Annotated in this window: 16 protein-coding genes and 1 pseudogene; 12 read left to right on the top strand and 5 right to left on the bottom strand. The window is 62.9% G+C overall.

Translation table 11 applies throughout. The annotated features are described in order from the left end of the window. The first annotated feature begins 29 nt into the window (after positions 1–29). Complete coding sequence (locus tag NLY44_RS23720) at positions 30–344, top strand: MocE family 2Fe-2S type ferredoxin (protein ID WP_023672328.1); 315 nt, start codon at positions 30–32, stop codon at positions 342–344. 16 nt (positions 345–360) lie between these two features. Next, the gene (locus NLY44_RS23715; RefSeq protein WP_023805778.1) at positions 361–1,578 is read left to right on the top strand and encodes an NAD(P)/FAD-dependent oxidoreductase; all 1,218 of its coding nucleotides are present in this window, start codon (positions 361–363) and stop codon (positions 1,576–1,578) included. A gap of 121 nt (positions 1,579–1,699) precedes the next feature. Here NLY44_RS23715 and NLY44_RS23710 read toward each other — a convergent pair whose 3' ends face one another. From NLY44_RS23710 to hslV, 5 genes and pseudogenes are all read right to left on the bottom strand, one after another. After that, complete coding sequence (locus tag NLY44_RS23710; RefSeq protein WP_023805779.1) at positions 1,700–2,656, bottom strand: DUF1402 family protein; 957 nt, start codon at positions 2,654–2,656, stop codon at positions 1,700–1,702. 320 nt (positions 2,657–2,976) lie between these two features. Continuing rightward, positions 2,977–4,290, bottom strand: a complete 1,314-nt coding sequence (gene hslU, locus NLY44_RS23705) for an ATP-dependent protease ATPase subunit HslU (protein ID WP_023672325.1) — start codon at positions 4,288–4,290, stop codon at positions 2,977–2,979. Between the two features lies 1 nt (position 4,291). After that, a complete protein-coding gene (locus tag NLY44_RS23700; protein WP_023687417.1) occupies positions 4,292–4,894 on the bottom strand; it encodes a DUF2585 domain-containing protein in 603 nt (200 codons plus the stop codon). Between the two features lie 4 nt (positions 4,895–4,898). Then, positions 4,899–5,425, bottom strand: a pseudogene (locus NLY44_RS23695) (GNAT family N-acetyltransferase). Further along, the gene (gene hslV / locus NLY44_RS23690; protein ID WP_023672322.1) at positions 5,415–5,966 is read right to left on the bottom strand and encodes an ATP-dependent protease subunit HslV; all 552 of its coding nucleotides are present in this window, start codon (positions 5,964–5,966) and stop codon (positions 5,415–5,417) included. Before hslV ends, NLY44_RS23695 begins: the two are co-directional and overlap by 11 nt. 237 nt (positions 5,967–6,203) lie before the next feature. Here hslV and hisB point away from each other — a divergent pair, with 237 nt between their 5' ends. From hisB to NLY44_RS23640, 10 genes are all read left to right on the top strand, one after another. Then, positions 6,204–6,803 (top strand): imidazoleglycerol-phosphate dehydratase HisB, encoded by a 600-nt coding sequence (hisB, locus tag NLY44_RS23685; protein WP_023672321.1) that lies wholly within the window; start codon positions 6,204–6,206, stop codon positions 6,801–6,803. A gap of 4 nt (positions 6,804–6,807) precedes the next feature. After that, on the top strand, positions 6,808–7,284 hold the full coding sequence (locus NLY44_RS23680; RefSeq protein WP_023672320.1) for a DUF2628 domain-containing protein: 477 nt from the start codon (positions 6,808–6,810) through the stop codon (positions 7,282–7,284). Between the two features lies 1 nt (position 7,285). Continuing rightward, positions 7,286–7,936, top strand: a complete 651-nt coding sequence (hisH, locus tag NLY44_RS23675) for an imidazole glycerol phosphate synthase subunit HisH (RefSeq protein WP_023672319.1) — start codon at positions 7,286–7,288, stop codon at positions 7,934–7,936. Between the two features lies 1 nt (position 7,937). After that, a complete protein-coding gene (locus NLY44_RS23670; RefSeq protein ID WP_023672318.1) occupies positions 7,938–8,228 on the top strand; it encodes a DUF1330 domain-containing protein in 291 nt (96 codons plus the stop codon). 3 nt (positions 8,229–8,231) lie between these two features. Then, a complete protein-coding gene (hisA, locus tag NLY44_RS23665) occupies positions 8,232–8,978 on the top strand; it encodes a 1-(5-phosphoribosyl)-5-[(5-phosphoribosylamino)methylideneamino]imidazole-4-carboxamide isomerase (protein WP_023672317.1) in 747 nt (248 codons plus the stop codon). Next, positions 8,975–9,811: an arginase family protein gene (locus NLY44_RS23660; RefSeq protein WP_023672316.1), complete on the top strand. Its 837-nt coding sequence runs from the start codon at positions 8,975–8,977 to the stop codon at positions 9,809–9,811. Before hisA ends, NLY44_RS23660 begins: the two co-directional genes overlap by 4 nt. Further along, a complete protein-coding gene (hisF, locus tag NLY44_RS23655; protein WP_023739749.1) occupies positions 9,808–10,614 on the top strand; it encodes an imidazole glycerol phosphate synthase subunit HisF in 807 nt (268 codons plus the stop codon). The genes NLY44_RS23660 and hisF overlap by 4 nt, the downstream gene beginning before the upstream one ends. A gap of 8 nt (positions 10,615–10,622) precedes the next feature. Then, positions 10,623–10,946, top strand: coding sequence for a phosphoribosyl-ATP diphosphatase (locus tag NLY44_RS23650; RefSeq protein ID WP_023681408.1), 324 nt, complete (start codon positions 10,623–10,625; stop codon positions 10,944–10,946). Between the two features lie 131 nt (positions 10,947–11,077). Continuing rightward, on the top strand, positions 11,078–12,037 hold the full coding sequence (gene coaA, locus NLY44_RS23645; RefSeq protein ID WP_023672313.1) for a type I pantothenate kinase: 960 nt from the start codon (positions 11,078–11,080) through the stop codon (positions 12,035–12,037). Positions 12,038–12,109: 72 nt separating this feature from the next. Continuing rightward, positions 12,110–13,147, top strand: coding sequence for a glycosyltransferase family 2 protein (locus NLY44_RS23640; RefSeq protein ID WP_286455373.1), 1,038 nt, complete (start codon positions 12,110–12,112; stop codon positions 13,145–13,147). Position 13,148: the final 1 nt, after the last annotated feature.

The following is a 13,148-nucleotide window of genomic DNA, read 5'->3' as shown; positions in this document are numbered from 1 at the left end:
TTTCCTGGAATTGCTTTTGGGAGGAACACATGAGCGACTGGATCGAAGCCTGTGCTGCCGGCGACATCGACGAAGAAGATGTGATGCGCTTCGACCATGGCGGCCGCACCTTCGCCATCTACCGCAGCCCCGATGACGACTACTTCGCCACCGATGGCCTGTGCACGCACGAAAAGGTGCATCTGGCCGACGGGCTGGTGATGGACGACATCATCGAGTGCCCCAAGCACAATGGCCGCTTCAATTACAAGACGGGGGCGGCACGCGGCGCGCCGGTCTGCGTCAATCTCGCCACCTATCCGGTAAAGGTCGAGGCCGGCAAAGTGCTGATCCAGATCGGGTAGGACCATGCAGGCGGGAATGGTCATCATTGGCGCCGGCGAGTGCGGCGGGCGGGCAGCCCTTGCTCTGCGCGAACTGGGCTATGACGGGCCGGTGACGCTGGTGGGTGACGAACCCCATCTGCCCTATGAGCGGCCGCCCCTGTCCAAGGACGCAATGACGAGCGACGCGGCCGAGATCAAGACGATCGCCAGCGACGAAATTCTGGCCGAGAAATCGATCCGGCATATCCATTCCGTTCAAGCGGTGGCGATCGACCGCCCGGCGCATATGGTGCGGCTGTCGGACGGTTCGGCCCTGCCCTACGACAAGCTGCTGCTGGCGACCGGCTCGACGCCGCGCAAGCTGCCGATGCCGGGATTGGGGCCGCGCTGCGTCTACCTCCGCACCTTTGCCGACGCGCTGGCCATTCGCGCCCACCTCAGCCCGGCAAACCGCATCGCCATCATTGGTGGTGGCTTTATCGGCCTGGAGCTCGCCGCTTCGGCGCGCAAGCTCGGGGCCAGCGTCACGGTCATTGAGGCGCAGCCGCGCATCCTCATGCGTGGCGTGCCGGCGGAGATCGCTGAAATCATCCATCAGGCGCATGAGGCCGAAGGCGTCACCGTGCTCACCGGTCAGGGCATCGCTGATATCGCCGACGACGGCGCTGAGGTGCACATCATGCTCGCCGATGGGCAGGACATCGTCGCCGATCTCACCGTCATCGGCATCGGCGCCGTGCCGGTGACCGGGCTTGCCGCGGAAGCGGGCCTGACCGTCGATAACGGCATCGCCGTCAATGGCGAACTCCAAACAATCGATCCCGACATCTTCGCCGCCGGCGATTGCTGCTCGTTTCCGCTCGCTGTCTATGCTGGCCGGCGGGTGCGGCTGGAAGCCTGGCGCAATGCGCAGGAACAGGGTGCGCTGGCCGCGAAGAACATGTTGGGCGCCCGCGAAGCGCATGCCGCGGTGCCATGGTTCTGGTCGGATCAGTATGGTTTGTCGCTGCAGATCGCCGGCCTTTCGGACGAGGGCAAAAGCACGGTCCGCCGCGATCTCGGCGACGGTGCTTTTATTCTGTTTCATCTGGCCGAGGATGGCAGGCTGGTGGCGGCGAGCGGCCTCGGTACGGGCAATGCCGTGGCGCGCGACATCAGGCTGGCCGAGATGCTGATCGCGAAACGGGCACAGCCCGCGCCGGAGGCGTTGGGGTCGCCGGATGTGAAGCTGAAGTCGTTGCTGGCAGCGTAAGTTTTACCCTTCCCCTTGTGGGGAGGGTCGCTGCGAAGCAGCGGGGCGGGGGTGCGGCACCGACCCCCACCCGGACCTTTGGTCCGACCTCCCCACAAGGGGGAGGTAAAGGGCCCCAGCCCTAAAACAGCGCCTTCAGCTCGTCCAGCTTGTCGTTGACCAGCCAGCCGTAATAATTCTCCTCGGGCAGTTTGACCGTCTCACCCGCGGCGCGGCGCTTGTCGTTCTCTGCTTTCAGCGCATAGGCGCGCTGCTCGGGATTGCCGACATTGTAGAGCGTGGCGGTCAGCCCCGGATTGCCTGAGATGTCGAAGCCGGCAATGTTTTTGTAGGCGTCGATCGACTTCCTGATCGTCGCTGCGACGTAGGGCAATGTCAGGTCTGGATCCATGATGGTCTTGTAGACCCCATTGGGATCGCCGACATCGAGCTCGGGCAGCCCCGACACCTTGTGCACGAGATCGCTCATCTGCAGCGCGGTCAGCGGGTTGAGCTGGCCGAGGCCAAAGGTCTGGCCGGCATAGTAGGGCTGGAAGAAGGTTGCGCCGAAGCGGTCGTTGGGAAAGCTTGTGCCGCCGACGGTCTTGCCGCGGAAGGAGCGGTTCCACACCTGCTCGCGGCATTCCCACAGGTCGTAGCTGTCCGACATCGTGCACTTCTTGAATTCCGGCCGCTGCACGAAATCGGTGATGTCCTCTCCGTCATAGGCAAAGGACAGCTTGCTGGAGAGGTAGGAAATCGCCTTGACGTAGTAGGTCTGCAGCCGGTCGTAGGCGTCGACATTGTAGGTGTGCTCGCCGACGATGGCGCCGACGATGTGCAAAGGATTGATGCCGTAGGCAGCGGCGGCCTTCCTGATCTTGGCGCGCAGTTCGGCGTCGTTCTGAAGCAAGGCGTAGACCTTGCGGTATTTGGCCTGGAAGGTGGTGTTGGTGGCCTGGGTGCGGCGGCTGGAGGCGCCCGGTATGTCAGGCTGCACGACATTGCGGTTGCCCGCCGGCACCAATGTCGCCGCGTCAGCCGAGAACAGCGTCGCCGCCAGCGTCAAGCCGAGAATGACAAGGATCAGTTTTTTCATGCGCCGCCGCCCAAGCAATTCCAGGAAAAGTGTGAAACGGTTTTCCGTCCGGAATTGCGTCTAGAGAATTGCCGCGCAAATTAGGGAGTGCTCCGGGTTGAGTCGAGAGCGCCCTTGCAGCCGGCAAGACGAAAGGTGGCCCGATGATACCATCCGGCCACACATCAACCTGTTAGCCGGATTGTTGCCTAAGCATCGGCCCAAAGATCCAAACCGATTTTTGGGCCGATGCGTCGATTCAATACTGCTAGAGCGACCTTTGCGTGTCCAAAGGACGCGCGGCGCTCTAATACCGGCGCCGGATGAACCGGCGCCCTCGTTTAAAGGATGAATCGCGACAAATCTGTGTTTCGCGAGAGGTCGCCGACATGCTTTTCCACATAGGCGGCATCGATGGCGACGCTGGTGCCGTTGCGGTCGGGCGCGTCGTAGGAGATCTCGTCCAGCACGCGCTCCATCACCGTCTGCAGGCGTCTCGCTCCGATGTTTTCGACGCTAGCGTTGAGGTCGACAGCGATGCCGGCCAGCGAATCGATGGCATCGTCGGTGAAGGTGAGGTCGACGCCTTCGGTCTTCATCAGCGCGATATACTGCTTGATGAGGCTGGCCTCGGTCTCGGTGAGGATGCGAATGAAATCGTCCTTCTCCAGCGCCCGCAACTCGACACGGATCGGCAGGCGGCCCTGCAATTCCGGCAACAGGTCGGACGGCTTGGAGACATGGAAGGCGCCCGAGGCGATGAACAGTATGTGGTCGGTCTTCAACGGTCCGTATTTGGTCGCCACCGTCGTGCCTTCGATCAGCGGCAGCAGGTCGCGCTGCACGCCTTCGCGCGAGACGCCGGCGCCCATGCCGCCTTCGCGCGAGGCGATCTTGTCGATCTCGTCGAGGAAGACGATGCCGTCATTTTCGGTCGCGTCGAGCGCCCGGCGCACCACCTCGTCCTGGTCGAGCAGCTTGTCGGACTCGTCGTTGACCAACAGCGCGTAGGACTCCTTGACCGTCGTCTTGCGCGCCTTGGTCTTCTTGCCACCCATCGCCTTCGACAGCATGTCGTTGATGTTGAGCACGCCGATATTAGCGCCCGGCATGCCGGGGATCTCGAAGCCGGGCATGCCGCCGGTGCCGGTGTCGGCAACCTCGATCTCGATCTCCTTGTCATCGAGCTCGCCGTCGCGCAGCTTCTTGCGGAAGGAATCGCGGGTCGCCGGGCTCGCCGTCTTGCCGACCAGGGCTTCCAGCACGCGCTCCTCGGCATTGAGGTGCGCGCGCGCCTTCACGTCCTCGCGCATCTTCTCGCGCACCAGGCCGATGGCGATCTCGACCAGGTCGCGGATGATCTGCTCAACATCGCGGCCGACATAGCCGACTTCGGTGAACTTGGTGGCCTCGACCTTGACGAAGGGCGCACCGGCGAGTCGCGCCAGGCGGCGCGAGATCTCGGTCTTGCCGACGCCGGTCGGGCCGATCATCAGGATGTTCTTCGGCATCACCTCTTCGCGCATCTGGCCTTCCAGCTGCTGGCGGCGCCAGCGGTTGCGCAAGGCAATGGCCACGGCGCGCTTGGCGTCCTTCTGGCCGATGATGAAGCGGTCGAGTTCCGAAACGATTTCACGGGGAGAGAAGGTGGTCATATCACTGAATTCCACTTTGCCACTGCTTGATGGACTCGAACGGATGCAGCAGCATGATCACGTTGAGCGTCAGATTGTCCCGGATGAGGTAGCCGACACCCAGTTCGAAGATGAGGGCGAGGCCGACGATGCTCCATATAGGTAGCTTTCTGGCCATCACAAACCCCAGCACCATGGCCAGCGTGTCGGACACCGAATTGATGATGCTATCGCCATAGTAATCCAGCGAAATGGTGCCGGCGCGGTAGCGCTCGATGATGAACGGGCTGTTTTCCAGGAGTTCCCAGCCTCCCTCGATGACGACGGCGAAAGCCAGGCGCAGACCGATTGGCGAGCGCGGGAACAGGAACCAGGCCAAGGCGTAGAACAGGAAGCCGTGGATGATGTGCGAGAAGGTGTACCAGTCGGAAATATGCTGGGAATTCTCCGAACTGTTCACCACACCGTGCCAGAGTTTGACGTAACCGCAGGTGCAGATCGGCGTGCGGCCCATGCCGTAAAGCGCACCGGCCTGGAAGATGAGCAGAGCGAGCACGAGCAGAAGCCCCATCCGCCAGCTGTCTTCGTAGGCCGAGTAATTTTTGGCAGTGCCCGGTGTCGCCATCAACTCATTCCCCTTCTTCCACGTCGCTCTCTTTGCCATCGACAGCATCAGCACGGCGTCGCCATATCTAGAGTGCCTGCGATCAATGACGCGGAATCCGGCCTTTTCATAAGCGCGGATGGCACGGCCATTGCCGGGATGCGGATCGATTATGACGCGCGGCGCGCCTTCCTCGAACAGTTGCTCGACGAATTGCCTGACGATCGCCGAGCCATGACCTTTGCCAACCAGGTCAGGCACGCCGATCGACAGGTCGATGCCGAGCGTGCCGAACGGCTGGTCGGCATAGGGATGGTCCTCTTCCAGATGCGGATCGTAGCTCTGCAGATAGGCGATCGGCCTGCCCTCGAGCTCGACGATCAGCGGCTCTACAGAAATAGAGTCAATGTGCTCCCGGATTTCGGCGATTTCCGTCTCCGGATCGTCCCACCATTCGGCGACATGCGGCTCGGCCAGCCAGCCGGCGATCATCGGCAGGTCTTTTTCGGTAACCGGTCGAAAATCATAGAGCACCAGCGGGTTAGCCGGCATCGAGCGTTTCGACAACAAAGTTGTTGTTGGTGTAGACGCAAATGTCGGAGGCGATCTGCATCGCCTTGCGGGCGATCTCCTCGGCATCCTTGTCGCTGTCCATCAGCGCGCGGGCAGCGGCCAGCGCATAGTTGCCGCCGGAACCGATGGCCATGACGCCGAATTCGGGCTCCAGCACGTCGCCGGTGCCGGTGAGCGCCAGCGAAACCGACTTGTCGGCCACCAGCATCATCGCTTCCAGCCGGCGCAGATAACGGTCGGTGCGCCAGTCCTTGGCGAGCTCGACGCAGGCGCGCGTCAACTGGTCGGGATATTGTTCGAGCTTGGCTTCCAGCCGCTCCAGAAGGGTGAAAGCATCCGCCGTGGCGCCGGCGAAACCCGCAATGACATTGCCGCCTTTGCCGATGCGGCGCACCTTTTTGGCGTTGCCTTTCATGATGGTCTGGCCAAGGCTGACCTGGCCGTCGCCGGCGATCACCACCTTGTTGCCCTTGCGCACCGTCACGATGGTCGTGGCGTGCATGCTCAGTTCATTCGACATTTTTAGCTCCGATTCGCGCGATCCCGATAAGGCGATTGGCGCGCGGTACGAGTGATTTCGATCGGCCATATGTATGCATGGGGCGGGTGATTGCAAACGGCGTCCGCCATGGCCGGTGGCTGTCCGCATCGCAACTGGCAATCGCCGGATCATGCTGCTAGAAGGCTTTCGTTTTCAAGCAAATGACAGCTTGGAACCCCGTCTTGAGTTTCGAACCCCTCAGCCAAGGACAAGGTCATGGCGTCCCGTTCCGCCGAAGTCAGCCGCAAGACCAAGGAAACCGAGATCAGCGTCTCGGTCCATGTCGACGGCACCGGAAAATCCGACATGTCGAGCGGCGTCGGCTTCTTCGACCACATGCTGGACCAGCTGTCGCGCCACTCGCTGATCGACATCACGGTGAAGGCCAAGGGCGACCTGCACATTGACGACCACCACACGGTCGAGGACACCGGCATTGCGATCGGCCAGGCGCTGGCCAAGGCGCTGGGCGAGCGGCGCGGCATCATGCGCTACGCCTCTGTCGACCTTGCCATGGACGAGACGCTGACGCGGGCCGCGATCGACGTGTCGGGCCGTCCGTTCCTGGTCTGGAATGTCGCCTTCTCGTCGCCCAAGATCGGCACGTTCGACACCGAACTGGTGCGTGAATTCTTCCAGGCGCTGGCGCAGAATGCCGGTATCACGCTGCATGTCACCAATCATTATGGCGCCAACAATCACCATATTGCCGAGACCTGCTTCAAGGCGGTGGCGCGCGCGCTGCGTTTCGCACTGGAGCGCGACCCGCGCCAGCCGGAAGCGGTTCCCTCCACCAAGGGATCTCTGAAAGGGTAGGCTGATGGCCATCTATGTCGTGATGGAACCGCCAGGCCGCACCGAGGCGGCCGACGCAACCGTTTTGGTCCGCGACGGTTTTTCCTGGCTGGCTTTCCTGGTGGCGCCGCTGTGGCTCGCCTGGCACAGGCTGTGGATCGAGGCGGCGCTCGCCTTCGTCGCCATGGGGCTCATCTCGGTGCTCGGCCAATGGCTGGGACTGGACTGGGCCGGCTCCGCACTGTCTTTACTGGTCTCGCTCTATATCGGGCTGGAAGGCCAAGGGCTGCGGATCGCAGCGCTGCGCCGCCGCGGCTGGCATGAATGGGGCGTCGTCGAAGCCGACAATCCTGACGATGCCGACATCCGCCAGACACTGGACGCCCAGGCGCTTGCCGACGAGCCGGCGCCGCTGCCGCGCATCGTGCCGGACGCCAGCCTGGCCCGGCCGACGCAGACCGGGCTGACGCTGGGCCTGAGCCATACGCCGGGAAAAGCCTGAGATGCGGGTTGCCATCATCGATTACGGGTCGGGCAATCTGCGCTCGGCCACCAAGGCCTTCGAGCGCGCCGCGCATGAAGCCGGCATTGCCGCTGCCATTGAGCTAACCGCCGACGCCGAGCGGGTGCGCAGCGCCGACCGAATCGTTTTGCCCGGCGTCGGCGCCTATGCCGATTGCGCGGCGGGCCTGCGCGGCGTCGCCGGCATGTGGGAAGCGGTGGAAGAGGTAGCGATCGCCAAGGCGCGGCCGTTCCTCGGCATCTGCGTCGGCATGCAGCTGATGTCGCAGCGCGGCCTGGAAAAGACCGTGACCAAGGGCTTCGGCTGGATTGCCGGCGACGTCAAGGAGATCACGCCCGCCGATCCGGCACTGAAGATCCCGCAAATCGGCTGGAACACCATCGATCTGGAGCGCAAGCACCCGCTGTTTTCGGGTATTGCGACCGGGCCTAAGGGTCTGCACGCCTATTTCGTTCATTCCTACCATCTCGACGCGACAAGGCCGGACGAAGTGCTGGCCGTCGCCGATTATGGCGGCCCGGTAACGGCGGCGGTCGCGCGCGGTAACCTTGCCGGCACGCAATTCCATCCGGAAAAGAGCCAGGCGCTCGGCCTGGCACTGATCACCAACTTCCTGCGCTGGAGGCCTTGAGATGAGCAAGAAGGGCTACTGGATGGCGATGGTCGATGTGACCGATCCGGAAAACTATCCGAAATACATCGCCGCCAACAAAGCGGCGTTCGACAAATACGGCGCGAAATTCCTGACGCGAGGCGGTCAGTCGTCAAGCCCGGAAGGGCCATCCGGCAATCGCCATGTGATCGTCGAGTTCGAAAGCTACGAGGTCGCGCTGGCTTGCTTCCATTCTCCCGAATACCAGGCAGCGCTGAAATTCCGGCGCGCTTATTCGACCTCGCATTTCGCCATTGTGGAAGGGGTCTGAACGGTGATCCTGTTTCCGGCCATCGACCTCAAGGACGGCAAGTGCGTGCGGCTGAAGCACGGCGATATGGCGACCGCGACCATCTACAATGACGACCCTGCGGCCCAGGCCAAGGCCTTCGAAGAGCAAGGGTTTGAATGGCTGCATGTCGTCGACCTCAACGGCGCCTTCAAGGGCCAGAGCGTCAACAGCGCGGCGGTCGGCGCCATCCTCAAGGCGACGAAAAACCCGGTGCAGCTCGGCGGCGGCATCCGCACGCTGGCGCAGATCGAGGACTGGCTCGACCGCGGGCTGGCCCGCGTCATCCTCGGCACGGTGGCGGTGCGCGATCCCGACCTGGTCCGGGAAGCCTGCAAGGAATTTCCTGGAAAGATCGCCGTGGGCATCGACGCCAAGGGCGGCAAGGTGGCGGTCGAAGGCTGGGCCGAGGCTTCCAGCCTCGGCGTCATCGAACTGGCGCAGAAATTCGAAGGCGCCGGCGTTGCCGCCATCATCTACACCGACATCGACCGAGACGGCGTTCTGACCGGCATCAACTGGGATGCCACGATCGATCTCGCCGACGCGGTCTCGATCCCGGTCATCGCCTCGGGCGGGCTGGCTTCGATCGCCGACATCGTGCGCATGACCATGCCCGACGCGAAGAAACTGGAAGGCGCCATCTCCGGCCGCGCGCTCTATGACGGGCGTATCGACCCGGCCGAGGCGCTTGCGGTGCTGCAGGGCAAGGCGATGGAGACCCGGCCGTGAAAATCTCCATCATCCTGGCATCCTATGACAGTGGCCACTATCACGGCGGCATGGGCCGAGGCCCGGATGCACTTATCGCCGGCGGGCTTGTCGACGCGCTGACGCTCTCCGGGCATGACGTCGTCGTCACCGATATCGGCAGGGTTGGCGACGAACAGCAGCGCGAGATCGCCACCGGCTTTGCCGTGTGCGGTGCCCTCTCCGGCGAGGTCCGCATCGCCATAGACCGCGGCCGGTTTCCCATCGTGCTGGCCGGCAATTGCCTGACATCGGCCGGTGCGGTTGCCGGCGAGGATGCCGATGCGATCATCTGGGCCGACCAGCATGGCGATCTCAACACCCCGGAGACGTCCATCTTCGGCTTTCTCGATGGCATGGCGCTGGCCACGGTTCTCGGCCTGTGCTGGAAGCCGATGGCCTCGGCCATCCCCGGCTTCAGGCCGATCGATCCGGCGCGCTGCGTGCTGGTCAACGCGCGCGATCTCGATCCGGCCGAAACGGAGCTGTTGAAGACGTTGCCGGTCATCCGCACCGAATGCCCGGACTGGGCCACGGCGTGCGGCAGGCTGAAGGCGCCGGATGCGAAGCGGGTGCACCTGCATCTCGATCTCGACGTGCACGACCCCGGGGCGCTGCAGGCCAACCGTTACACCACGCCCGGCGGCCCGGAGCCGAAACAGCTGCGCCAGGCTGTCTGCGGCATGGCCGGCCTGCTGCCGATTTCCGGCATCACCATTTCCGCCTACGATCCGGCGTTCGATGCGCAGGCCGAGGTTCCGCCGCTGGTCGGCGAACTGCTCAGCGAGTTGCTGGCGACGATGGAGAAGGGCTGATGCTGAAGGCCCGAGTCATCCCTTGCCTCGACGTCAAGAACGGCCGCGTCGTCAAGGGGGTCAATTTCGTCGACCTCATCGATGCCGGTGATCCGGTCGAGGCGGCCAAAGCCTATGACGCGGCCGGCGCAGACGAGCTTTGCTTTCTCGATATCACCGCGTCGTCCGACAACCGTGAAACCATCTTCGACGTCGTCGCCCGCACCGCCGAACAATGCTTCATGCCGCTGACCGTCGGCGGCGGCGTGCGCCAGGTCGCCGATATCCGCAAACTGTTGCTGGCCGGCGCCGACAAGGTGTCGATCAACACTGCGGCGGTGAAGAATCCCGATTTCGTCGCCGAAGCCGCCGACAAGTTCGGCAACCAGTGTATTGTCGTCGCCATCGACGCCAAGAGGGTGTCGGCGCCGAAAGAGCCCGGCCGCTGGGAGATCTTCACCCATGGCGGCCGCGAAAAGACCGGCATCGATGCGGTCGAGTTCGCGCGAAAAATGGTCGATCGCGGCGCTGGCGAGATTCTTTTGACCTCGATGGACCGCGACGGCACCAAGGCCGGTTACGACATTGCGCTGACCCGCGCGATAGCGGATGCGGTGCGCGCGCCGGTGATCGCGTCGGGCGGCGTCGGCACGCTCGATCATCTGGTCGAGGGCATTCGCGACGGCCATGCCGGCGCCGTGCTCGCCGCCTCGATCTTCCATTTCGGCACTTACACGATTGCCGAAGCCAAGGCGCATATGGCCGAGGCCGGGCTGCCGATGCGGCTGGACTATCCGGTTCAATCCACTCCACAAAGGCTGTAGGCTGCGCCATGGCTGAATTTTCGCTGTCCGATCTGGAAACGATCATTGGCGAACGCGCCCGTTCCGGCGACCCGGACTCGTGGACGGCAAAACTGTTCGCCAAAGGCATCGACAAGGCGGCGCAGAAGCTTGGTGAAGAGGCAGTCGAGACCGTCATTGCCGCCGTCAAGGGCGACGAGAAAGCCCTCGTTTCCGAAAGTGCCGATCTCATATATCATTGGCTCGTCGTGCTTGGCATGGCCGGCGTTTCGCTGGGCGAGGTGCTGAAGGAGCTTGAGGGCCGCACCGGCCGTTCGGGCGTCACTGAAAAGGCATCCCGGCCGAAAGGCTGACCGCTAGAGCCGGATGATTTCGGGCCGAGGCCTTAAATCTGAATCCGTCTCTAAATTGATAGAGGGAGCATGATGTCGCCCGAAAACCGCTTCACACTTTTCGGCATCATGCTCTAGAGGGCAGGAACTCGATGGACCAGCTCGCTCCGACCGAGAAATATTCCCCCTATCGTTTCTTCTCGGCCGAGCAATGGTCGAACTTCCGCGCCGACACGCCGATGACGCTGGGCGAAGACGAGATCAACCGTCTGCGCTCACTGAACGATCCGGTCGACCTGGAAGAAGTCAAGCGCATCTATCTGTCGCTCTCGCGGCTGCTTTCGGCGCATGTCGAGGCCAGCCAGTTGCTGTTTCGCCAGCGCCAGGCCTTCTTCAACGCGCTGGATGTGGTCAAGACACCGTTCATCATCGGCATTGCCGGTTCGGTTGCGGTCGGCAAATCGACCACGGCGCGCGTGCTGAAGGAGCTTCTGGCGCGCTGGCCGTCGAGCCCCAAGGTCGATCTCATCACTACCGACGGGTTCCTGCTGCCCAACAAGGTGTTGCGACGAGACAATCTGATGGAGCGCAAGGGCTTTCCCGACAGCTACGATGTCGGTGCGCTGCTGCGTTTCCTCTCGGGCATCAAGTCGGCGCAGCGCAATGTCCGCGCGCCCGTCTATTCGCATTTGACCTATGACGTCATTCCCGGCGAGTTCGTCACCATCGACCGGCCCGACATTCTGATCTTCGAAGGCATCAACGTTCTGCAGCCCGGCAAATTGCCGAAGGACGGCAAGATAGTGCCGTTCCTGTCGGATTTCTTCGATTTCGCCATTTATATCGACGCCGACGAAAAGCTGATCCACCAATGGTACATCGCCCGCTTCATGCGGCTGCGCGAGACGGCCTTCCGCAATCCGGACTCCTTCTTCCACCGCTATTCGCAGCTTTCGGAAGACGCCGCGCGCGCCATTGCGGAAGGCTTGTGGGCCAACATCAACCTGAAAAACCTGCGCGAGAACATCGTGCCGACACGGGCGCGCGCCGACCTCATCCTGCGCAAGGGCGCCAATCATCTGGTCGAGGAAGTGGCGCTCAGGAAACTGTGACGACTGGGTTAACGGCGCCTTAGGCAATCCCGGCTAGTTTTTGCTGCAATTCCAGCGGGTCGGGAGCAAGCGGTGATCAATTCGAGCGATGCCGGGGGCCGCCAAGCCCCGGTCTATTCTCTGGTCATTCCGATCTTTAACGAGGAAGCGGTGCTACCGCTGCTGGTGCGGCGGATCCGCATGCTGCTGGACGCGCTGGACGGCCGTGCCGAAGCGATTTTCATCGACGATGGCAGCCGCGACACCAGCCTCATCTTCCTGCGCGGCATGGTTGCCGAGGACGACCGCTTCCGGCTGATTGAGCTGTCGCGCAATTTCGGCCACCAGATCGCCATCACGGCCGGCATGGATGCTGCCGCCGGGGACGCCGTCATCGTCATGGATGCCGACCTGCAGGACCCGCCGGAGGTGGTGCTCGATCTCGTCGCCAAGTGGAAAGAAGGCTACGAGATCGTCTATGCGCGGCGCATCCGGCGCGAGGGCGAAACCTGGTTCAAGCGGGTCAGCGCCAATCTGTTCTATCGCGCGCTCGAGCAGATGACCTCCGTCAGCATTCCGCGCGATGTCGGCGATTTCCGCCTCGTCGGCCGCAAGGCGCTCGAGACTTTCAAACGCATGCCCGAGCGTGACCGCTTCGTGCGCGGCATGTTCGGCTGGATGGGTTTCAAGCAGACCGCCGTGCCGTTCGAGAGGCCGACGCGGGCAGCAGGCGAAACCAAATATCCGTTCTGGAAGATGGTGCGGCTGGCCGTGCACGGTATCATCAGCTTTTCCGACAAGCCGCTGCGGCTGGCGCTGTGGGCGGGTCTGGCCATTTCCGGTCTCGCCGCCCTGCTTGGGCTCTACGCGGTGTTTTCCTGGCTTTTTGTCAGCGGCGTCGTCCATGGCTGGACATCGACGGTGGTGATCATTTCCTTCCTGTCGGGCATCAATCTGCTGATGACCGGCGTCATCGGCCTTTATGTTGGCGGCATTCATGCCGAGGTGAAACGGCGGCCGCTTTACGTCGTCGACCGGCTGACCGGCTTCGAGGAAGCGATCGCCGCCATCAGCAATTCCCAGACGTCGAAAAAGACGCCGCCCGCGACGCACGAACGCCGGTTCGGTTGAC

The organism is Mesorhizobium sp. C089B (genome assembly GCF_030323125.1).
Classification (GTDB): Bacteria; Pseudomonadota; Alphaproteobacteria; order Rhizobiales; family Rhizobiaceae; genus Mesorhizobium.
This window is presented reverse-complemented; position numbering and strand designations above follow the sequence as displayed.